This is a genomic window from Vibrio mangrovi, from assembly GCF_024346955.1.
In the GTDB taxonomy this organism is placed as follows: Bacteria; Pseudomonadota; Gammaproteobacteria; order Enterobacterales; family Vibrionaceae; genus Vibrio; species Vibrio mangrovi.
Genome location: NZ_AP024883.1, coordinates 59,565 through 81,573 on the forward strand (window position 1 = coordinate 59,565; position 22,009 = coordinate 81,573).

The window sequence follows — 22,009 nt, forward strand, 5'->3', positions numbered from 1 at the left end:
CCACCAACAGGTTCGAATCTTTTGGTGGTGAGCTGAGAGGTTCGAACTGCCGCACTCAAGAAGACGGCCTGACCGAAGTCAGCCTCATCAGCCCACCATAATTGACATATGTGAGGCTACATATAGTAAGGCCAGCATAGGCTAGCGTCTACATGTCTTGAGTGTGAAGGCAGGGTTCGAATCCCGTCACCAAATTTTTATCGGTGCCAGCACAGAGTAAGCGGTGGCTGATTTGCTGGCGAGTGGCGGGGCAGCAAAGCACGAGTGATCTGGTGAAATCTCATACTTTTCTAATACTTGGTGAGTGATTATTTTGCGAGTAGTTTCACAGTGTTCTTGATTACCTTTCAATTCATCAAGATTCATATTTGTATTTGGTTATAATCGGATTTTCTCAAATGAGATTGTTCTTGTTATTAATTTGAGATTTTAAATCAGGGCAGTGCCGGTCAGTGGGCATATTATCCGTGTCTGGCACTGGTCAAACTGGTGGATGCGACGCTCTCTAAATGGCTGGCGGATTTAGACGACCTGCTGGGGCTCGATAACGGCGATCAGGATAAACGGATGCCGGCACCGGATATGTTCGGTGACCTGCTGTGGCTGAAAAAACTGGCGATGGCGCGGATGGAAGCGCTGAGAGTACTGGCGGAGTCGCGAGCCAAAAAAGGCAAAGATTCACTGAGAAACTTCTATCTGAGCGGCGATAAAATCCCGGTCAGCTATCTGCTGTTGTGGGAAGAGAAAGAATATAAGCCGAAAGAGAAAAAAACCGGCGTCTTCCGTAAGGATACCGGCAAGGCTGACCTTCAGGTAGTGGAATGTGTGCTGATGTCAGAAGGCACATTGGGCTGGGTACGCGGCCCGGCCTGGTATCTGCCTGCCGATAAGGAAGATGAGCAGAAAGCAAAAACACATATCAAAGATATTACCACCAAGGTTGCGCTGGTCAGCCCGGCGGCAGACAGCAAAACGCCGGAGAATATCAAATCGGTGCAGGCCAATGCTTTCCCGACGCTGGCTGAAACGATGAAAGCGATCCGGACATTAGTCAAGACAGGTTCGGCGAATGCTTTTAAAGCAAGTATGTTTAATGGTAAGTTTCTGCTCAATCCTCTGAATCTGGCAGCGGAGAAAAAATCGGAGCCACCGGCCTTCTGGTCGGACAGTTATCACTGGGAAGAAGGGTTAGGGCCGGACGGCAAATCCTCTCAGTATGTGGTGGACGCTTCGGCGCAGTTTATGCGTCTGTCGTCGAGTGCGAAGACGAATCTGAACCTGCCGTTGAGCGAATACAACGACCTGATGGTCAATACGGATACGACGCTGGGTGGTTCAATCAATCTGAGTGCGGAACTCTTCCGGGCACAACTGACGGCGAAAGCGTGGTTCCCGCTGAAAGACGTCAATGCCGACGGGAAAGACAAAAAACACTTTGAAGGGCAACCGCTGGAGATTCGTTATGTTGCGCGGATCGATGGTAAGGAGCAGGATAAGATCTATCCGGGCGGCGAGATGTTCCTGAAGGTTTCCGCGACGATTTACGGCCTTGCTGCGGCGAGTGTCAGTATTGCCGGGAATCTGTGTTTCGGCCCGGCGACGACCAAAGATGGTTCGCTTGGTGTGCGGGGCAAGGCGATTACGGTTGCTGATTATAATGCCGGAGAGGTGACTCAGGTGCGGGCTGCACCAGAGCAGAATCTGCCGCAGTCGGAGCAGTCTGCCGGGAAAAAAGTGGCCGATGCGGTGAGAAAGAATTCAGCCGCAGAAGCAGGTATAACGATGGATGCCTTTGCCGGAGTTGAAGTCGGTGGTGAGCTGAGTGGCGAAGTCTACTGGCGCCCGCCGGTGGTTGATATTTCCGGCAGCGCCACCGGGGATGAGATGATGCGGCTGGGCAGTCTCGGTGTTCAGGCTGCGGTCAGTTATGGTGTCGGTTTCTCCGCTCAGTTCCGCATTACCTTCCACCGTGGCTCGCTGTATGTGATTGCTGCGGCGAAGCTGGTCTGCGGCCCCGGCGCATCAGGCAAAGTCGCCATCGCGCTGGATGCCCTGAACGTCGACCGCTTTATTCAGTGTTTGCTGGCCGTTCTGAACGAATCGGGCTTTAAACGCATCGAAGCATTCGGTGAACTGGACAACGAAGGCCGGAACGAAGACTTTGAAGAACTCAACCGCCGCCTGACCCTCGCAGTTGCACTCGGCCTGACTCTGGGTGAAGCACTGCTCCTCCCGGCCAAAGCCCTTGAATTTATCCGCAAGGATGGGTTGCAGGAAGACTATGCACCGTTGATAGCGGATAGTATTCTGGAATCCTCGGACGATAAGAAAAAGAGAACTCAGTTGTGGGTTTCTAACCTGCCGCCGGAGACTCTGTGTAATCTGCTGGACTGCCTGAGTAACCAAAACGAAGGTGGCTGGTTCGAAAATAAAGAAGAAGAGCGGATCCGGCAGAATCAGGAAGTGAATAAAGCGCTGGCAATTGTGCAAATCCTTCAATGGATTTCTCCGAAACCGACGGCGAGTGAAGTGGATATTGAGAAAAAGCGCCAGCAGTTTGAAAAAACCCTGATCCGCATGGGCGGTAACTTTGAAAGCGCCCAGCGCCCGATGATTCAGTGGCAGCGTTTTACCAAGAGCTGGATGCAGTTGGCGGAATTTATCAATCAATTAGCCTTTGGTTATGGGAGAGATCAGGATATAACGAATCTTCAAAAACTTTTTGTTTCTTGTAGTGAGGTATTATGTGGCAACATGAAACGCTATCACTATGAAGCTGAAGATCGTGCTGATGAGTTTGCGCATATTCTTGATGGTGAAGTCAGTTACCTGACCATTCGGGTTGAAAAAGAAGGCGATAAAGATCAGGTGGTTAAGGATCGGCAAGTAATCAAAAAACAAATTGCGGAGACCACGGTAGAGAAAGGCCCCTTCTGGAACAGAAGAAGTTACGAACCGTGGCAAGAACAGGACTGGACACTATAAATCATGAAGATCAATAAACGACTGATTTACAGAACACTTTTTACATTAGTTGGCATTGTTATTTTAGGTGTTGGCGGATTTATGGCCTACCTGATGATCCCATCCGGCTTTCAATCCCGGCAGGCAGAAGGGCCAAAAGTACTGACTGAATTGCTGAAAATGGCGGAAGAAAGTCAGCCATTTAACCCGGATCCATATATTTCCAGCACCTATCGACCCGGAGATCCACTCTATGAGCCATTGCTTTATATTCAGAGACACCGTCAGGGCTTGGCAGAAGAGCTATTAAAGCCCTTGGTAGAACAAGGCAATGCTGATGCAATGTACTGGCTGGCTCAAATTACTTACCGGGACAACTATTATTCCGGAGGTCCTGCGGCTGAGTTATTCCAGAAATCTGCTGAATTGGGGAATCCTTATGCAGCACTACGGTTAGATAGCGATAATTACGAATGTCGGAGAAGAATGAGTAGTTATTGTGATCAAAAATGGGGTGAATTAGGACGAAAACTCCTACAAGAGCGTGCCGATAAAGGGGATAAAAAAGCAGAATACTATCTGCTTCAGTATGATGAAAATAGCTCTGAAGAAGTGCATAAAAAACTAGAGAAACTAGTGACTGAAAATGCAAAAAATCATTACTATCAGCCATTAATGAGGTTAGTTTATGATTATACCAGTAGATTCTATTTGCCTTTTTTAGAACAAGATGAACCTCTTTCTGCAGAGAAAAAAAATTAGTAGTTAAGTTATCTATGTTAGCTGCAAATAACAATTTTCTCCCATTGGTTAATAATACTATCTACAGTAACTTAGATTTAGTTCCTCGTCCTTATATGTCAAAATTAGTCAAACACAGTATACATACTTATAGTAATCTCTATATATGTAGAAGTTATTATTCTGATGTAGAAAATAGTGATAGAGATAATGTGATTATGGGAGCTGCATGTTCTATTGTTGATGATACACTAGAAGACGATACAAAAAACATGACGATATATGATTATTCTATACGTCATAACCATATTGACCCATTAACAAAAGATGAGTTGAAGAAAGCGCAGTCAATAGCTAAAGATATTATTGATAATATGACACCTGCCATCTACATAGATGAAATGAATCCAAGGCCATAATTTAATTCTAAGGGGATCATTTTTTGATCCCCATTTTTATATTAATTATATTTCTTCTGCTTCTTCCTTCCTCAAATTCATTTCATCAAACGTAATCAAATTATTAAGAAACAGCAGGATCTCGCGTAGCTCATTTTGATCTGTGCTGGGATCGCTGTTCATGATGAGAAGGTCGAGTAGATAGCCGCGAGCGGTGAGGTGTAAGTTGAAATTGGGTTGTGAGTTTGACATTGGTAACTCCCTGAGTAGATGAATAATACCACCACACAAAGGTTCCTAATCTTCGAGTGGTGAACTGAACGAGGTTAGGAACTACCGCACTCAAGGAAACGGCCTGACCGAAATCAGCCTTGTCCAGTCCACCATAATTCAGGTGCGACGAGACTGCATATAGTAAAGTCTGCATATGCTGACGTCTACATGTCTTGAGTTTTAGCGCAGGGTTCCTAATCCCGGCACCGGATTTTATCGGTGCGAGTGCAGAGTAAGCGGTGGCTGATTTGCTGGCGAGTGATGGAGCAATAAAGCACGAGTGATCTGGTGAAATCTCATACTTTTCTAATACTTGGTGAGTGATTATTTTGCGAGTGGTTTCACAGTGTTCTTGATTATCTTTCAATTCATCAAGATTCATATTCTGATTTGGTTATAATCGGTGTTTCTCAAATGAGTCTATTGGTATTATTGAAATGAGATGAATTTTGAACCCACAGAACTCAGGGGGAAAAATCCACGGATGGATTTTTCAGGATTTGTTGAGCAGGATGCGAATAAATCCGCCCCTGATAGCGAGCACTGAAGCCCAAACAGATGTTTTTGGTTACTTTTGACATCCATCAAAAGTAACTGATGCGCGAGCACTGAAGTAACTGAAATTAAAAGACGAATTGCGCATTAAACAGCCGCGTAGAGTCACGAGTAGACTGAGTGAGGCACACCTTGGCGATAAAGATCAGGTGGTTAAGGATCGGAAAGTAATCAAAGAACGAATTGATGAGACCACGGTAGAGAAAGGCTTTATCTGGAACAGAACAAGCTACAAACCGTGGCAAGAACAGGACTGGACACTATAAATCATGAAGATCAAGAAACGACTGATTTACAGAACACTTTTTGTACTTATTTGTATTGGAGTCTTAAGCGGTGCTTATCTGATGATGCCTTCCGGCTTTCAGTCCCGTCAGGCAGAAGGGCCAAAAGTACTGACTGAACTGCTGAAAATGGCTGAAGAAAGTCAGCCATTTAACCCGGATCCATATATTTCCAGTACTTATCGCCCCGGAGATCCACTCTATGAGCCATTGCTTTATATTCAGAGACACCGTCAGGGCTTGGCAGAAGAGCTATTAAAGCCCTTGGTAGAACAAGGCAATGCCGATGCAATGTACTGGCTGGCTCAAATTACTTACCGGGACAACTATTATTCCGGAGGTCCTGCGGCTGAGTTATTCCAGAAATCTGCTGAATTGGGGAATCCTTATGCAGCACTACGGTTAGATAGCGATAATTACGAATGTCGGAGAAGAATGAGTAGTTATTGTGATCAAAAATGGGGTGAATTAGGACGAAAACTCCTACAAGAGCGTGCCGATAAAGGGGATAAAAAAGCAAAATACTATCTACTTCAGTATGATGAAAATAGCTCTGAAGATGCTCATAAAAAGCTAGAGAAGCTTGTTACTGAAAATGCAAAAAATCATTATTATCAGCCATTGATGAGGATGGTTGTTGATTATAATGATCAATCATATTTAACTTATTTTGAGAAAGAAGATAAATACGATATAGAAGAAAGAAAAATAATTTCTAAACTAGCGTATCTAATGGCTAATAATAATTTTTCACCAGTAATCTCAAATTTTATTTATTTTAATCAAGATCTTTATAAAAAAGAATATTTGTCTAAAATGGCAAGGCAAAGTATGAAAATAAACTCAAGTCCATTTTTTTGTTCTCATTATTATCTAGATAATTCGGGTGATAGAATAGATATAATTACAGCATCTGCCTGTTCATATGTGACTGACATATACAAAGAAGATGATGATGAGAATAGTTTTAGTACCTTTAAGTTTCTATTACATAAAAACAAAATAGAAAAGTTGACTGAGGCAGAAGAATTACAAGTAAGGGATATGGCAAGTGTAATTTTTAAAAGAATGACACCGATGATCTATATCGATGAAATGAATCCAAGACCATAAATTACTTCTATGGGGATCATTTGTTGATCCCCATTTTTATATTAATTATATTTCTTCTGCTTCTTCTTTCCTCAAATTTATTTCATCAAACGTAATCAAATTATTGAGAAACAGCAGGATCTCGCGTAGCTCATTTTGGTTGGTACTGGGATCGCTGTTCATGATGAGAAGGTCGAGTAAATAGCCGCGGGCGGAGAGGTGGAGACCGAGGTGAGGTTCTTGATTTTGCATATCTGTATCCTTTGACATGGTTTACTTTAACCACTCAAAGGTTCCAATCTTTGAGTGGTGAACTGAACAAGGTTGGAACTACCGCTCAAAGGTTACGGCCAGCACAAAGCTGCCTTGCCAGCTCACCATAATATGGGTGTGTCAAGGCTACACATAAAAAAGAGCTGATACAAGATCAGTATATTACGTGCCTTTGATTACATATCGGTGTTCCAATCCCGGCACCAGATTTTCCGGTGCCAGCACAGAGTAAACGGTGTCTGATTTGCTGGCGAGTGACGGAGCAATAAAGCACGAGTGATATGGTGAAATCTCATACTTTTCTAATACTTGGTGAGTGATTATTTTGCGAGTGAGTTCACGATTGATTCTGCTTTGATTCGATTTACTTTAGCATCGAGGTATGACGCACAATCAGTTTTGTGGTTTCAGCGACATGAGTGTCATGTGCGCCAGTTCCTCTTTCAGAGATGAAAGAGGAACCAGAAAATCTTTTTTTATTTGGCTTGGTCGCTTGTGGGTCAGGATCGTCTTTTACGGGCTTCCTGCCCGGAAAAGCCTAAAATTTCTTCCCTGAAATTTTTCCTTATTGCAGCAGATCCCATTAATTTTTTTATTACACAAGAAGTCTATTGAATCCACTGAACTCAGGGGGAAAAATCAGGGATGATTTTTAAGGATTTGTTGAGCAGGAGCGAATAAATCCGCCCCTGATAGCGTGCGCTGAAGCCCAAACCAGATGTTTTTGGTTACTTTTGACATCCATCAAAAGTAACTGGTGCGCTGACGGAGATGTTGCTGAAATTAAAAAACTTTGAGCGCATCATACCAGCAGAGTAAACGCCATGATTTAAGCATGATACGATTGAAATTGAGAAATCACTCCCAAAACCTCATACTTTTTTAGAACCTCTACACCGACCAATCAATGACATAATAACCAGACTTGCCTATGGGATTCGGTGAAGTAAGGCTATGGGAGACAATCAGTCTCGAGAGCGGAGTGTAAGATGAAAATTGTGAAAGAAGGTGATAAACGGCAAGTTGTCTGCCCGGTTTGTGGCTTGTCTCTGGCAACCTATGCACTTCGGGATATCGATTTTAGTGATCAATCGGGTACGGTGAAAAATGTTCTGGCTGCGGTGTGTGATACTTGCCAAAAGGTTGTCAGTATTCCAAAGCAGTCGACGGCTAAGGTTCGTGCAGAATACAACAAGGTAAAAACTTCAGTTGATGTTCGCTTACCGGCACATTATCTGGATATTCTTACTCTCGCTGCACAAAAGATCGATCCGACGCTTACGGAGAGTTTTAACAAACCTTTAGTGCTGTATTACCTGCATGCATTGAGTCGTGGCAGATATCCGGCGTGTGATTTGAGCCAGTTACTTGAGTCTGATCTGGCGAAGGCCAGAGCTTCCAAAAGGTTTTCTTTGAAACTGAATGAGAAAAGTCTGTTTGAAGTCAAGGCACTGATGACTGCTCAGGGGCTGAAAAGTAATACCGATGTGTTTAAGTCGGTCATTTTAAAAATCAATGAAGATCTCGTTCAGGGGAAAGTGCCGGAGCATCTGCCGGAACTCCAGAATTTTGCGGCGGCTTTTGGGTGAAGATGTTTTTCGTCTGGTAGTCAATTTTACTTGGGTGACGCCTTATAAAGGCTCAATTGATCGATGAACTCAGGGGGAAAAATCCACGGATGGATTTTTCAGGATTTGTTGAGCAGGAGCGAATAAATCCGCCCCTGATAGCGTGCGTTGAAGCCCAAACAGATGTTTTTGGTTACTTTTGACATCCATCAAAAGTAACTGGTGCGCTGACGGAGATATTGCTGAAATTAAAAAACTTTGAGCGCATCATACCAGCAGAGTAAACGCCATGATTTGAGCGTGATACGAGTGAAATTGAGAAACGATGAACACCACACAATACTAACCAAATAGAACAGTGCTCTATCATTAAACCAACTGAAATAAAAAGACTAATCCCCACCAACCACCAATATCAATAACATTATGAATATTCAACAAAGACATTATCCCCAAAAATAATGTATTTTATGTATTCAAGTCTCATAAATGAGACTTATACAACTGATTGACATTGCCCTTACATAACCCCACCTGACAAACTCAGTGATTGACAAAACAGTCAATTAACCTAGGTGCATAGTGCGTGAATTCACACACTATTTATGCGCCTACTTGAATGGCAAAGTTAAAAAAGTCCTATTCGCTGGTCAAAAAAGTCCTAACCACTCCCGCAGCTTCACTCTAAAGTTTGTAGTGAACCATTACATACATAGGAGTGCGTGGTTATGAAAGCGTTAATGAGTCAATTTAAAGCTTTTTGGAAAGATGAGGAAGGCCTGACCGTCGTCGAATATGTTGTCGGTGCTGGTCTGTTGGTTGCTGCCCTGGCTGCAGTATTCAGTGGATGGGGAGACATTATTTCTGCTGAGCTGGCAACTGTATTCGGTGGAGCTTAAGGGTTAAGAGATTATCTGTGCGTATGCAGTAGTGGATTAGGTGATTACAGGCACGGTATCTGAAACGTTATTTATAAACATTAAGATCATGACACGCAGAGGTGAAAATGTTGAGACATATAATCCGTTTTATCTTCGATGAAGAAGGGCTAAGCGTCGTTGAGTATGTTATTTCAGCAGCACTATTGAGCGTGGTATTGGTCACTGTATTTTCTGCATGGGGAAATGCGCTCCTTCAGGAGTTGATGAACCTGTTTTAATTCTTTTTATCTTTTTAGTCAGGCTTTGGTGATTCCTCGGTGTTCCAGGTAATAGAAGTTACGTTGGGAGCATCGTATGTCGTTCATAATTTGGCTGATTTTATTCGTCATCGCCGTCTGCGATGCGAAAGAACACCGCATACCAAATAAGTTGGTGGTGTTACTGGTTCTGTCCGGTGCCCTGTATCAGTGGAGCTTTAGCTCTGGCTGGGCAGATTGGGGACTGGATTTATGTGCTGGTGCTCTTCTCTTTTCTATTGGACTGGGATTTTATTTTCTCCGGTTCATGTCTCCGGGAGATGTCAAGTTATTGGCTGGGGTCGGGGTTTATCTTGGTTGGGGAAATCTCCTGCATGGGGTTTTCTGGATCGGGGTAAGCAGTGTACTGATTGGGCTGATGTACCTGGCTCTGCCGCCATCCTCCGTGACATGGCATTCAGAGCAACACCATCATGCAAGCAGCGTGATGGGCGACGGCGTATTCGTGCATAGATATGGATTGCATACACATGGCAAGTCATTTATGCCGTTTGCGCCGGTCGTTGTTGTCGGTCTGGCCCTTCATCACCATTTTTATGGATAAGAAAAGGTGAGATTATGAGCAGTAACAGCCAGGTTAATCTTCATCGCTCGCCATTGAAACCGCAGGCCGCTGCGCCGAAGGTGCCGACTGCGTTTGAAGATTTGAAAATACCCAGAACGGTGCTGGAAAATCTCTTGATTAAGCTGCTTTCCGCTTATCCCAAGTCGAATCTTCTGCAACTGACTAATGCGATATCAATCAGCAGTCATATGGTTGAGATTCTGCTGGAAGACTTACGGCGCAAATCTCTGGTTGAGGTCTTTCAGGGAGAACTCGGCGGGAACTATAAAGAGTCCGGCAATGTGCGTTACGGATTGTCTGAATCCGGAAGTCAGGAAGCTGATGTTGCTTTTGCCAAAGATGCTTACTTAGGCCCGGCTCCTGTATCGTTGGATGAGTATAACCGGATTGTCAGACAGCAGGATGTCAGAGCGCATCAGGTGACCCGGATAGATGTGACGCATGCGTTGCAGGAAGTCTATGGTGCCGATCGGCTGATTCCTGTGCTTGGTCCGGCGATTAACTCCGGACGGGCATTACTGCTGTACGGGGACGCCGGGACCGGGAAGACTTTTGTCGCAACCCGGGTGCTCAATTCCCTCAATACTTCGGTTTATATTCCTTACGCTGTGTACGCGGCAGGTAACATTATCAAGGTGTTCTCACCGCAACACCATAAACCGGTCGACTCCGGAGAGAGCCAGCAAAGCTTCTCGTTTAAAGACCAGTATGACAAACGCTGGGTCTTGTGTGAAAGACCGAGTGTGCAGGTCGGTGGTGAGCTGACCATGTCGATGCTGGAAGTGAACCATACCGAACACAATCGGGTCTGGATTGCGCCGTTACAGATGATGGCGAACAACGGGATTCTGATTATTGACGACTTGGGTCGGCAGACTATGCCGGTTGCCACTTTGCTCAATCGCTGGATTATTCCGATGGAGTACTTCTTTGACAATTTGTCACTGCCCAATGGTCAGCAGATCACCATTCCTTTCATTCTGACGCTGGCCTTTTCAACCAATCTGAGCCCGGAACTTATTGCTGATCCGGCTTTTTTACGCCGGCTCGGATACAAAATTCAGTTTCACCCTCTGGCGCATGCGGATTACCAGGCGCTATGGGAAAAAATTGCAGCCCAGCGATCTTTATCACTCGATATGTCTGCTTTCGAGACGCTGCTGCGGCTTCACCGTCAACACAAAGTCGGTTTTTATCCGTGTCTGCCAAAAGATTTGGTGGGCATTAGCCGGGATATTGTTGCCTTTGAAGAAGCAGAACCCGTGATAACACCGGCTGTATTGGAGCGGGCGTGGGAGGTTTATTTCACGTCTGATGGAAATGGAGGAGGCAAACGATGAGCCGAAACCAAGTTATTTTACTCTTTCTGCTTTCGATCATCTTTGGTCTTGCTGCGGTCTTTTTCGCCAGACAATGGATGACGAGCCAGATGCAGCCTCAGGCTGAAGTCGAGGTCGTTGAGCGGGAGCCGGTTGTGGTGGCTTCAATTGAAATTCCGGCCGGAACCGTGATCGAAGAGCAGCATGTGTCACGTAAGTTACTGGAGAAGAGCTGGCGCTCGGAATCACAGTTTACCGATGAGCAGGCGCTGATTGGCAAAGTCGCTTCCAGCAATATCTATCCGGGAGAAATCGTGATAGCAGAGCACCTGACTGAGCAGGGAGAAGGGGCGACACTGGCAGTCTTGATTCCTGAAGATAAGCGGGCGGTCACGATTCGGGTCAATGATGTGATTGGGGTTGCAGGCTTTCTTCTGCCGGGAAACCGGGTCGATGTGCTCAATACGATTAAGTACGGCCAGCGTTCTGCAAATACCACCACGGTTCTTAAAGATATCAAAGTCCTGGCAGTGGATCAGACAGCCAGAACTGATGCCAATAAACCGGTGATTGTCCGGGCTGTGACTTTAGAAGTCTCTCCGAAAGAGGCTGAAAAATTACTCTCTGCCAAAAGCAAAGGGGAAATTCAGTTAGCACTGCGTAATCCGCAGGCTGTTGAGAAGCCAACCCGGACTTATGTGGCCCCGAGTGTCACGATTATCAAAGGCACCGACACTTCGCGTGTCCGGGTCCGGAAGTGAGGTGAGCTATGAAAAATCTATTGATTCTGCTGCTGTGTGTCTGTTTTAGCTCATGGGCGAGTGCTGCGATGCAGACGGGTAAGAAAGTCACGGTCGCACACCATAAATCGGCCTATGTGCAACTGGCCGGCAGTGCGACCCGCGTGTCTCTGGGTGATCCGGAAGTGCTGGATATCGTGATGCTGAAATCTGATGAGCTGTTTCTGATCGGTAAAAAGCTGGGTGAAACCAACCTGATGGTCTGGGACCGCAGGGGACGGCTGATCGAGTCGATCGATATTGCCGTCATTCATGACTTAAACAGCCTCAAAGAGAAGCTCTATGAATTTTTGCCGGATGAACATATTCAGGTCCACAGTTCCCAGAACCGTCTGATCCTCAGTGGTCAGGTCAGTTCTCAGGAAAAAATGATGCTGGCACTGCGTATTGCAGAAACTTATGCCCCCGGGGAAAGTGCAGACAAAGAAAAAACTGATGCGCGTAATAAACAAGAGCAGAAAACCGGTGTGATTAATCTGATGACGATCGGTGGAGCGCAACAGGTGATGCTGGAAGTCTCGGTGGCTGAAGTTCAGCGCAGTCTGGTTCGTCGCTTTGATTCAAATTTCCACTTCTTTGAAAACAACGGCAAGTTCTCATTCGGTGGTACTTCTGCCGGAGGCATTATCGATGATGTCAATAATGTCATTGCTCCGGTGCTGAATGCGCCGAGTATCGATGAAACCGGGCTTCTGTCGACCTTTATTGACGGTGATACGCTGTTCACACTGGCTCTGGATATCGCCAAACAGAATGGGGTTGCGAAGGTGCTGGCCGAGCCGAACCTGACTGCTCTGAGTGGTGCGAAAGCAGAGTTTCTGGCTGGTGGTGAATTCCCGATTCCGGTACCTGACAATGACGGTATTGTTATTGATTACAAGGAATATGGGGTTGGTCTGACCTTTGTTCCAACAGTGCTGAGCGATAAGAAAATCAATCTGAATATGGCGATTGATGTCAGTGAGATTGCTACCACCAGTACGCTGACCTATAGCCTCGCTGAAACCAATAGCACCTACTATATTCCGCCGATCACCCGCCGGAGTGCTTCAACCACTATCGAACTGGCCGACGGACAAACCATCGGTATTGCCGGGCTGCTGAGTGAAAACGTCCGTGATTCGATCAGTAAACTCCCCGGATTCGGCGATATTCCGATTCTCGGCATGCTGTTCCGTAGTCAGGAATATATTTCCGGAGAAACTGAGCTGGTGATTCTGGTGACACCAAGACTGGCGAAACCGATTGATCGCAGCAAAGTCACTTTACCAACCGATCGTTTTGTTGAACCGAACGACGTGGAGTACTACCTGCTGGGACATGGTGCCACTTTGTCCGACTCTAAGAAAGATAAAGCGCGCAACCGTCCTGAGAGTAAAGAGCATTCAGTGAGTACCGGTAAAGGTGGTTCTGAAGGAACGTTTGGACATGAGATGTAAGGAGCTTGCCATGAAAGGTTGGATTTATATCGCACTATTACTGGTGACGGTGGCCGGGTTATCCGGATGCGCAAACCGGGAAAGGCTGGGCAGGTCCGTTGCGGAAGTCAGAGCCGAACAGACGTATAACCCGAATGCGACCACTGAAAATATGGGGTTCATTCCGACAGGGAATGGAGAACGGATGGAAGCAGCCTACGATGCCTACACCGGCAAGGAATCGCAAGGGAAGTCCGGTTCATCAAAATCGAAAAGCGGCGTGAAAAAAGCATCGGATAGTCAGGTGCTGAGTAATGCCGGCTGGTAAGTCGAGGTGACTATGTGTAGTCATAAAATGTTGCGTCATCACAGCCATTCAATCCGTCGTCAGCAGGGACTGGTTTTAGTTCTGGTGACCGCCGCCCTGCTCGCGCTGGCCGGGATGATGGCTCTGGCGATTGATGTCAATCATGCCCTGCTGAATAAAAGCCGGTTGCAGAATGGTGTCGATTCTGCAGCGCTGGCGGCAGCTATCGTACTCGATAATGGCGGAACGGATGCGGATGCACAGGCGATGGTTACAGATACGCTGAACCAACTGGCACTTTCGGCCGGTAATGATGAAATCGATTTTTCCGGGGCGACGGTGTCCGTCACTTTCTCAAATGACCCGGAGACGTTCCCTGATCCGGGATATTCGGCTGCGGACGATAACCGTTTCGTACGGGTCGCGGTGACCAATTATTCACTGGATGATTTCTTTGCTTCTATCTTTGGGGTCACAAAATCTCTTTCAGCCAGTGCGGTTGCCGGCCCGAGTTCTGCCAATACCAATGTGTGTAATCTGGTGCCGGTTGCGGTTTGTGCCGGAGAGGACAGCGGGACCGGTGACGGCTATAACACCGGAGAAATCTATGCGCTGAAACTGGCTGATCAGACGCAGTCCAGTATGGGATCGGGGAACTATCAACTGCTGGATTTCGGCTCTGGTGCCGATACGGTCCGGGATGCGATGGCCGGTGGGTTTGAAGGATGTGTTGATACGCTCGAAACAGTCAAGACCAAACCTGGCGGAACCGTTGGTCCGGTTGGTCAGGGGCTGAATACCCGTTTTGGCGTCTATGGCGGCGGCGGGGTTAGTGCTGCTGATTATCCGCCGGATATCTATGTGAAAGAACCGGATCCACCGGCAACCATGGATGATGACGGCAATATTGTTTACACCGCAGGCTGGGGATACAGCGATTATGAAGCAGGTGCAACTGCCTGTGACGCGGACAGCTCCGGAGAGAACTGTCGGGCCGACGGTGAACATGATCGGCGTATCATTCCGGTGCCGATTGTCGATTGTTCAACCGCTTCCGGCGGGACAACTGAGTTTTCCATTGTTTCTCTGGGCTGTTTTTTCCTGTTGCAGCAGGCGCCGACATCGAATGCCGGAGATCAGGTTGTGTTTGGTGAATTTATCGAGGATTGCACGATTAAAAACGGGACTTCCGGGAATTCCAGTAGTGATGAAGGTCCTTATCGGATTGTGCTGTACAAAGATCCGCTAGGTGAGGGTTCTTAAGATGAAGATGCGATTTCTGTCAGGAAAGCTGGCCCAGTCCGGTATCGCGGCGGTTGAATTTCTGATCACCATTCCGGCGGTACTGATTATTCTCGTCGGGGTGACCGAATTCGGTACAGCTCTGATCCGTTATAACACCCTGAATCATATGGTTCAGGATGGCGTCAGATATGCGGTGACGGATATTTACGGGACGGCTTCAACCGATCAGATCGCAGATATCAGCAATATCAAGAATGTAGTGTTGTATGGCGATCCTAATGGAAGTGGTACGGCACAGCTCGATACGCTGACCGCAGATGATATTACGGTGACTCACGCCAATAAATTTGTCACGGTGAGCGCGACTTATCTCTATGTTCCGCTGTTATCTCTGGCTGTCATGAACCTTGATTTGAATTTCGAGTTAAGTGCCAGTGCTGTGATGAGGACTGCATTATGAAATCGTTAAAACATCAGGTGGGGATGAGCATTATTGAGTTTACGCTTTTGGCAACGGCAGTCATGTTGGTGATGTTCGGTGTTATTGAGGTTGGGAGGTATGTGTATTCGGTTCAGGTGATTAATGAAATGACCCGGGAAGCTGCCCGATTGGGCGTGGTATGCCATGTTTCGGATCAAAACGATATTCCGGCACTGGTGATTCATGATAATGCTCCGGTAGGATTTACCGCAGACAATATCACGATTGAGTATCTCAATCAGTCCGGCAATACCGTTACTTTAGATGCTTCGATGGATGAGGATGAATACAACAGCCTGTACGGAACGATCAAATTTGTCCGGGCCAGTGTATCTGGCTACCAGTATCAGATGATCGGGTTTATGAGTTTTCTGACTGCGGACGGCTGGATTCAGGTTCCGCTGATGGAAACCACCTTACCGGTTGAGACCTTAGGAGTTGTCAGACCGACGACTTCCCATCCGGAAGAGCGGCATACGGATTGTTGAGGGGATGCTATGAATGAAGCAATAAAAATAGTGCGTGACGATAATAACCAGATCCGGCTGAAAACAGCGCTGACCATCTGGGTATTATATGTCAGCGACGCTTTCCGACGACATATGACGCTTCAACTTAATAAATGCGGTAGTGTGAATGTTGAGTTTTTAGAGCAGAACCCCCGGATGATGGATGGTCTGAAACGGTCACTGCCGGACCTGATTTTTGTAGAAACCGGACCAAACTGGGCACAGCGGGTCATTGAACTACAGCGCGTCGAATTTGACGGACCGGAAGAGCATGATATTTCGCTGATTGTCTTTGGCGATGAAACAGACAACCATGGATTACGTCTGGCATTGCGTTTGGGGGCGACTGATTTCATTTCGGCTCAGTCTACCGTTGAAGAGTTTTTCAGTGTCTTAAAAAATGCGGCAGAAGAGAAAGTCGCTTCCCGTAAGCTGGCGGATATTCTGGTCTTTCTTAATACCAAAGGCGGTTCCGGTGCAACAACGATTGCCCTGAATACAGCGGTTGAAGTTGCAACCCATTATCCTGAGCGGGTACTGATTCTGGATCTGGACATGCATTTCGGTGTGGTGATGGATTATCTCAATCTGACTCCGGTTTACAGCATTAGTGATGTGGTTGCGAATCTCTCTGATCTGGATGAAATCTCGCTGCAAAGTCTGGTGACTAAACACGAATCTGGTGTGCATGTGCTGAGCTTTAAAGCTGAGAATCATCATGAAAATTATGAGAAGGCGCAGTTTGTCGGTCGGTTGATTCCGGTACTGCGTGAATACTATGACTATATTTTCGTTGATTTTTCCGGGGGTGTTGACCACTTTTTTTCCCCGATACTTACTCAGGCGGCCAGAATTTTTTTGGTGACTCAACAGAATCTGGTCGCAATAAAAAACACATCCAAAATTGCGAAAACGCTGGCATTTGACTACGGCATCGATCGCGCCCAAATGTCGCTGATTGTGAACCGTTATGAAAAACGCCAGCAGATCAAGCTCAAAGATATCCAGCAGACGATCTCGGGGATCGACGTCCATATGGTTCCGAATGATTTTAAGATTGCGATCGAAAGCGCCAATCTGGGGCGGCCTGTCGTTTCATCAAAAAAGAGCAGTTCGATAGCCAAATCGGTGGTCGAACTGGCACAGCTTGTTTCTCCGGATTTGAAAGAGACAAAAGGCTGGCTGAAAGGACTGTTCTCCTGAGGAGTAGGAGGTAAAGATGTTATTTAAGAGAAAAAATATCAATCCGGAGTTTCAGGAAAAAGCGATGAAAATCGATCAGGAACCCCAGCAACCGACGGATACTGATGTAGCGCCTTCTGCTCCGGTTTCAGAAGAAAGTCCGGAAAGTCGGAATGAACGTAAAATGCGGGCCAATGAAGATAAGGAAAAGGCGATTGATGAAGCCAGAAGACAGCTTGAACAGGAGCTGTCGACCAAGCACTACTATCATCAGCGTCTGCTTGAAACTTTAGATTTGGCACTGCTTTCCAGCCTGGAACATGATCAGGCGAGAAAGGAACTGCATGAAGCTATCGTTCAGTTGATGGCAGAAGATCAAACCCATACGCTCGGTGCGGAAGGCCGGAAACGGGTAATTAAGCAAATCGAAGATGAGGTGTTTGGTCTGGGGCCACTGGAACCATTACTGCATGATTCGAGTGTGTCCGATATTCTGGTCAACGGGCCGAAGAGTGTTTATGTCGAACGTTTCGGGAAACTGGAACGGACGCCTTATACATTTCTGGATGACCGGCACCTGCGCAATATCATTGACCGGATTGTCAGTCAGGTCGGACGCCGGATTGATGAAGCTTCTCCTATGGTGGATGCCCGGTTGCAGGATGGTTCACGGGTGAATGCCATCATTCCGCCGCTGGCTCTGGATGGGCCGTCGGTTTCTATCCGGCGTTTTGCCGTCGACAAACTCACCATGGATAACCTGCTGTCTTTCAATTCTTTATCCGATGCGATGGCGAAATTCATCGAAGCGTCGGTGAAAGGGGAACTGAACATCCTGATTTCAGGCGGGACCGGCTCAGGGAAAACTACCACGCTGAATATTCTCTCTGGTTTTATTCCCAGTGAGGATCGCATCATCACCATTGAAGACTCTGCCGAGTTGCAACTTCAGCAACCTCATGTGGTCCGGCTGGAAACCCGGCCGGCGAATCTGGAAGGTAAAGGTGAAATCACCCAGCGGGATTTGGTGAAAAACTCCCTGCGGATGCGTCCGGACCGGATTGTGCTTGGTGAGGTGCGGGGTAGTGAGGCGGTCGATATGCTGGCTGCAATGAATACCGGGCATGAAGGTTCGCTGGCCACCATTCACGCTAATACGCCGCGGGATGCTTTAAGCCGGGTTGAAAACATGTTTGCGATGGCCGGCTGGAATATTTCGACCAAGAACCTGAGAGCACAGATCGCCTCGGCGATTCACCTGGTGGTGCAGATGGAACGTCAGGAAGACGGTAAACGGCGGATGGTCAGTATCAGTGAAATCAATGGGATGGAAGGGGAAATCATTACCATGTCAGAGATTTTCCGATTCCACCGTACCGGTGTTGATGAAGATGGCAATGTCCTTGGTTATTACACTGCGACCGGCGTTGTTCCTCAGTGTCATGATCAACTGGCGAAAAGAGGCCTGAAGCTGTCGTTTGACCTCTTTAACGAGAGCTTGCATTAGGGAGGTCATTATGCAAATTGATATCACGCTTTTTTTGGTCCTGCTGTTTTTTGCCGTGGTGTTTATTTCTCAGGCATTGTTACTACCGGCGGCGGGCAGTAAAGCGAAGAGTAAGCAACTGGCAAACCGGCTCAAGGAAACACAGTCGAATCTGGATGAAGAGAGCCGATCACTCCTCCATGAACATTACATGCGCAGTCTGACCCCGCTTGACCGGCGTTTAGTTCAGGTGAAGGCCTTTGAGTCGATGAAAAGAACGCTTGAGTTATCAGGGCTGGACTGGACGTTGACGCAAACGCTCGGCATGACCTCCGGGATATGTCTGAGTGTCGGTTTTATCATTTTTCTGGTCAATCAGCCTTGGTATGTCGTTATTGCCGGGATGATATTTGTCTGGGTGATTTTGCATGTCATTTTACAAAAACGGATTTCGGATCGCTTGAGTAAGTTTGAAGAACAGTTGCCCGATGCGCTGGATATCGTCCGGCGGATGTTGCAGGCCGGTCAGCCGGTCACTCAGGCATTTAACGAAGTGGGCAACGAAATGCCGGCACCAATCGGTGTTGAATTCAAAAATACCTTCAACCTGCTCAATTACGGTTACGACATGCGCCTTGCTATCATCCAGATGGCTGAACGAACACCAACGGTTTCCATGCTGGCTTTTTCCAGTGCGGTTCTGCTGCAAAAAGAAACCGGGGGGAATCTGTCGGAAAATTTAGAAAAGGTTTCCAAAGTATTGCGGGCCCGATTCAAACTGGCACGTAAGATCAAGACTATTTCTGCGGAGAGTCGCCTGTCGGCATGGATTCTGGTGTTATCTCCGTTTGTACTGTTTATGGGGATGTCGGTGTTACATCCGGATTATGTCCGGCCGCTGTATGAAGATCCCCGGGGCATCAAACTGATTAGTTTTGGTATTGTCAGTCTGTTTATCGGCTCATTATGGATCCGGAAGATTATTAATTTCGAGGTGTAAGATGGATACCATCACTTATATTCTCAATTTCAGGCCTGATGAAGAATTCTTTGTTCTGGCAATTGTCTTTGTTGCCAGCACACTATTGATCATCACTGTGGCGCTGGTGGTCATGGGTTCGAAGTCCCAGGTCAAGCGGCAGCTTGAAGAGATTCGCAAAGATATGGGGAGTGGTTCGCTGAAAAAATCGAGAAAACTCGATTTGGAATATTTGGCTCCTATCGTGGCTCCGCGGAATAAACGGGATCAGGAAACTGCCCGTCATCAACTGATGCATGCCGGATTTCATGATGCAAATGCACTCACCATCTACTACGGTTTAAAAGTGTTCTCGACAATCATAGGGTTACTGATTGCCAGTTCTTTCTATCTGTTTACACCGGACATCAGCCATCTCAATCTGCTGATCATTGTTTCAGTTGCAGCTGGTATCTATATTCCGAATGTCGTACTGAACCATTTTGTGAAGAAACGGCAGAGAAAAATCCGGGCCGGTGTGCCGGATGCGCTGGACTTACTGGTGGTCTGTACGGAATCCGGACTGGGTTTCTCTTCTTCTCTGAGACGGGTTGCCGATGAACTGATGATTTCTCACCCTGATTTTGCCGATGAACTGGATACGGTGTGTGCAAAAATTAAAGCCGGGGTAGAAATGGTGGATGCTTTTGAAGATTTGGTTGAGCGGACCGGTGTTACTGAAATTTTAGGTTTGGTGCATATGTTAGCTCATGCTTCCCGGATTGGCGGAAGTCTGGCACAGACGCTACGGGAGTATACGGAAGATTACCGGGATCGGCGTAATCAGGAAGTTGAAGAGATTGCGGCAAAAATTCCGACCAAAATGATTTTTCCGCTGCTGCTATTTATTTGGCCCTGCTTTTTTATTGTCGCGATCGGCCCATCGATTCTGGCGCTGACGGCAACGTTGGGTAAATGATGAGGAATAGATAATGAAAATACGATCTTCGTTCATTGTTGTCACCCTGCTGATTGGATTGATCTCCGGGTGTGCAACAACACAGAAACAGTCTTCGGTCATGAATCAGCTGTATGATGGCCGTCCGGTGAACAGCCTGAAAGTCGCCGATGCTCCTAAAACAGAGCAGGAAGCGATTGAGCGCGGTGATGTTGCGATGCGTGCTCAGAACTATGATTTGGCGCTGTTCGAATATATTCGTTCGCTGGAATTTAAACCGGCACAATACCGGGATAAAACCTTTTATACCATCGGCCGGATTCATCAGATGCGGGAGAACTATACGCTTTCTGAAAAAGCCTACTATATGGCTTTGAAAGAAAATCCGAACAATATTGAAGTGTTGCAGCAACTGGGGACAAATTATAGTAAACAGGGTGATCTGGAACAGGGAAAAAGCTTCTTTATCCGGGCGATTAATGCAGATCAGTTACGTTTGAACAGTCGCTACACTCTGCCCCGGGAAACTAAGGATGTAGAAACTGTCAATGCGTTAAGTCTGGATGACAAGTCACCGATTTCTGCCTATATGGGACTGGGCATTATTTATGATATGAAATCCAGTCACACGGTTGCTCAGGCTTTCTATAAACGAGCGCTGAAAATTCAGCCGAAATCAAGTAAGTTACTGCTGAATATCGGTTATTCCTACTATATGAGTGGCGATTATACCGAGGCAAAACGGGCAACCCTTGCTGCTCTGGAAATTGACCCGAATAATCTCAGGGCTCAGAACAATCTGGCGCTGATCTATCTGGGGCATGGAAAAATACAGCGGGCGCTGAATGTCTTCATGCAACAGATGAAAGACTATGAAGCGTTGAATAATGTCGGATATTTCTTACTGATTGAAGGCCACCCGGATAAGGCGATCCCTTATCTGCAACAGGCCATTGATAAAAAACCATCCTACTATAAAGCGGCGAATGAAAATCTCGAAAGAGCTCTGGCGGAAGTCAAAGCACAGGCCAGTCAGTAGGAGATTGTCGCAGTAAACCTCTTCAGATACCTCCGGTTGAGGTCCTGAAAACACCAGGGTTTGGTTCTTACCGGACTCTGGTGTCCACACCGGTTCAGACTCTATATCTGGCCAGCAGTGCCACATTCAATACGCTTCAAGTCCTTTCTGAATCAGAAACTGGTAAGGCACCTGTTCGATTTGGGAAGCGAGTAACTGATGATCCATAAACCGGCAGAAGCTGGGAATATCGCGGGTTGTGGACGGGTCATCGGCAATGACGAGCAATTTCTCACCATCTTTCATTGAGCGAATGGTTTTTCTGACCATCATTACAGGTTCCGGGCACCTTAATCCTTCAGCTTCTAATGTGTAATCGGCTAATGATTTATCAATGGTCATGGCGGTATCTTTTTT

Annotated in this window: 23 protein-coding genes; 20 read left to right on the forward strand and 3 right to left on the reverse strand. The window is 46.7% G+C overall.

Annotated elements, in window-relative coordinates:
- The first annotated feature begins 489 nt into the window (after positions 1-489).
- From OCU74_RS00265 to OCU74_RS00275, 3 genes are read left to right on the forward strand one after another with little or no spacing between them, the layout of a single operon-like run.
- Positions 490-2,985 carry a hypothetical protein gene (locus OCU74_RS00265; RefSeq protein WP_143693299.1) on the forward strand — a complete coding sequence of 832 codons (2,496 nt, stop codon included), beginning with the start codon at positions 490-492 and terminating at the stop codon, positions 2,983-2,985.
- Between the two features lie 3 nt (positions 2,986-2,988).
- Complete coding sequence (locus OCU74_RS00270; RefSeq protein ID WP_087482744.1) at positions 2,989-3,726, forward strand: SEL1-like repeat protein; 738 nt, start codon at positions 2,989-2,991, stop codon at positions 3,724-3,726.
- A 14-nt stretch (positions 3,727-3,740) separates the two neighbouring features.
- Positions 3,741-4,124, forward strand: a complete 384-nt coding sequence (locus OCU74_RS00275) for a hypothetical protein (RefSeq protein ID WP_143693300.1) — start codon at positions 3,741-3,743, stop codon at positions 4,122-4,124.
- Between the two features lie 45 nt (positions 4,125-4,169).
- Here OCU74_RS00275 and OCU74_RS00280 read toward each other — a convergent pair whose 3' ends face one another.
- Complete coding sequence (locus OCU74_RS00280) at positions 4,170-4,355, reverse strand: hypothetical protein (protein WP_087482746.1); 186 nt, start codon at positions 4,353-4,355, stop codon at positions 4,170-4,172.
- 845 nt (positions 4,356-5,200) lie between these two features.
- On the opposite strand from OCU74_RS00280, the gene OCU74_RS00285 reads away from it, so the two are divergent.
- The gene (locus OCU74_RS00285; protein ID WP_087482747.1) at positions 5,201-6,328 is read left to right on the forward strand and encodes an SEL1-like repeat protein; all 1,128 of its coding nucleotides are present in this window, start codon (positions 5,201-5,203) and stop codon (positions 6,326-6,328) included.
- A gap of 45 nt (positions 6,329-6,373) precedes the next feature.
- Here OCU74_RS00285 and OCU74_RS00290 read toward each other — a convergent pair whose 3' ends face one another.
- A complete protein-coding gene (locus tag OCU74_RS00290; RefSeq protein WP_087482748.1) occupies positions 6,374-6,559 on the reverse strand; it encodes a hypothetical protein in 186 nt (61 codons plus the stop codon).
- Between the two features lie 1,010 nt (positions 6,560-7,569).
- Between OCU74_RS00290 and OCU74_RS00295 the strand changes: the two genes are divergently transcribed.
- From OCU74_RS00295 to OCU74_RS00370, 16 genes are all read left to right on the forward strand, one after another.
- Positions 7,570-8,169: a hypothetical protein gene (locus OCU74_RS00295; protein ID WP_087482749.1), complete on the forward strand. Its 600-nt coding sequence runs from the start codon at positions 7,570-7,572 to the stop codon at positions 8,167-8,169.
- A gap of 707 nt (positions 8,170-8,876) precedes the next feature.
- Positions 8,877-9,047: a fimbrial protein gene (locus OCU74_RS00300; protein ID WP_087482750.1), complete on the forward strand. Its 171-nt coding sequence runs from the start codon at positions 8,877-8,879 to the stop codon at positions 9,045-9,047.
- A 107-nt stretch (positions 9,048-9,154) separates the two neighbouring features.
- Positions 9,155-9,307, forward strand: a complete 153-nt coding sequence (locus OCU74_RS00305) for a Flp family type IVb pilin (RefSeq protein ID WP_143693302.1) — start codon at positions 9,155-9,157, stop codon at positions 9,305-9,307.
- A gap of 76 nt (positions 9,308-9,383) precedes the next feature.
- A complete protein-coding gene (locus OCU74_RS00310; RefSeq protein WP_087482751.1) occupies positions 9,384-9,890 on the forward strand; it encodes an A24 family peptidase in 507 nt (168 codons plus the stop codon).
- A 14-nt stretch (positions 9,891-9,904) separates the two neighbouring features.
- Complete coding sequence (locus tag OCU74_RS00315) at positions 9,905-11,251, forward strand: AAA family ATPase (RefSeq protein WP_087482752.1); 1,347 nt, start codon at positions 9,905-9,907, stop codon at positions 11,249-11,251.
- Complete coding sequence (cpaB, locus tag OCU74_RS00320; protein WP_087482753.1) at positions 11,248-11,991, forward strand: Flp pilus assembly protein CpaB; 744 nt, start codon at positions 11,248-11,250, stop codon at positions 11,989-11,991. Before OCU74_RS00315 ends, cpaB begins: the two co-directional genes overlap by 4 nt.
- Positions 11,992-11,999: 8 nt before the next feature.
- Complete coding sequence (locus OCU74_RS00325; protein ID WP_087482754.1) at positions 12,000-13,469, forward strand: type II and III secretion system protein family protein; 1,470 nt, start codon at positions 12,000-12,002, stop codon at positions 13,467-13,469.
- Positions 13,470-13,479: 10 nt separating this feature from the next.
- Entirely contained in the window at positions 13,480-13,776 is a 297-nt protein-coding gene (locus tag OCU74_RS00330; protein ID WP_234993638.1) for a hypothetical protein, read from the forward strand.
- 12 nt (positions 13,777-13,788) lie between these two features.
- Complete coding sequence (locus OCU74_RS00335; protein ID WP_234993639.1) at positions 13,789-15,018, forward strand: pilus assembly protein TadG-related protein; 1,230 nt, start codon at positions 13,789-13,791, stop codon at positions 15,016-15,018.
- Between the two features lies 1 nt (position 15,019).
- Entirely contained in the window at positions 15,020-15,460 is a 441-nt protein-coding gene (locus tag OCU74_RS00340) for a TadE/TadG family type IV pilus assembly protein (protein WP_200807789.1), read from the forward strand.
- Entirely contained in the window at positions 15,457-15,969 is a 513-nt protein-coding gene (locus tag OCU74_RS00345; RefSeq protein ID WP_087482756.1) for a TadE/TadG family type IV pilus assembly protein, read from the forward strand. Before OCU74_RS00340 ends, OCU74_RS00345 begins: the two co-directional genes overlap by 4 nt.
- Before the next feature lie 9 nt (positions 15,970-15,978).
- On the forward strand, positions 15,979-17,193 hold the full coding sequence (locus OCU74_RS00350) for an AAA family ATPase (RefSeq protein WP_087482757.1): 1,215 nt from the start codon (positions 15,979-15,981) through the stop codon (positions 17,191-17,193).
- Between the two features lie 16 nt (positions 17,194-17,209).
- Entirely contained in the window at positions 17,210-18,679 is a 1,470-nt protein-coding gene (locus tag OCU74_RS00355; protein ID WP_087482758.1) for a CpaF family protein, read from the forward strand.
- Positions 18,680-18,689: 10 nt separating this feature from the next.
- Positions 18,690-19,658: a type II secretion system F family protein gene (locus OCU74_RS00360; RefSeq protein WP_087482759.1), complete on the forward strand. Its 969-nt coding sequence runs from the start codon at positions 18,690-18,692 to the stop codon at positions 19,656-19,658.
- Position 19,659: 1 nt separating this feature from the next.
- Positions 19,660-20,595, forward strand: a complete 936-nt coding sequence (locus OCU74_RS00365) for a type II secretion system F family protein (protein ID WP_087482760.1) — start codon at positions 19,660-19,662, stop codon at positions 20,593-20,595.
- Between the two features lie 13 nt (positions 20,596-20,608).
- Positions 20,609-21,613 (forward strand): tetratricopeptide repeat protein, encoded by a 1,005-nt coding sequence (locus OCU74_RS00370; protein ID WP_087482761.1) that lies wholly within the window; start codon positions 20,609-20,611, stop codon positions 21,611-21,613.
- Positions 21,614-21,739: 126 nt separating this feature from the next.
- Here the strand turns inward: OCU74_RS00370 and tusA are convergent, their stop codons facing one another.
- Positions 21,740-21,994 carry a sulfurtransferase TusA gene (tusA, locus tag OCU74_RS00375; RefSeq protein ID WP_087482762.1) on the reverse strand — a complete coding sequence of 85 codons (255 nt, stop codon included), beginning with the start codon at positions 21,992-21,994 and terminating at the stop codon, positions 21,740-21,742.
- Positions 21,995-22,009 lie beyond the last annotated feature (15 nt).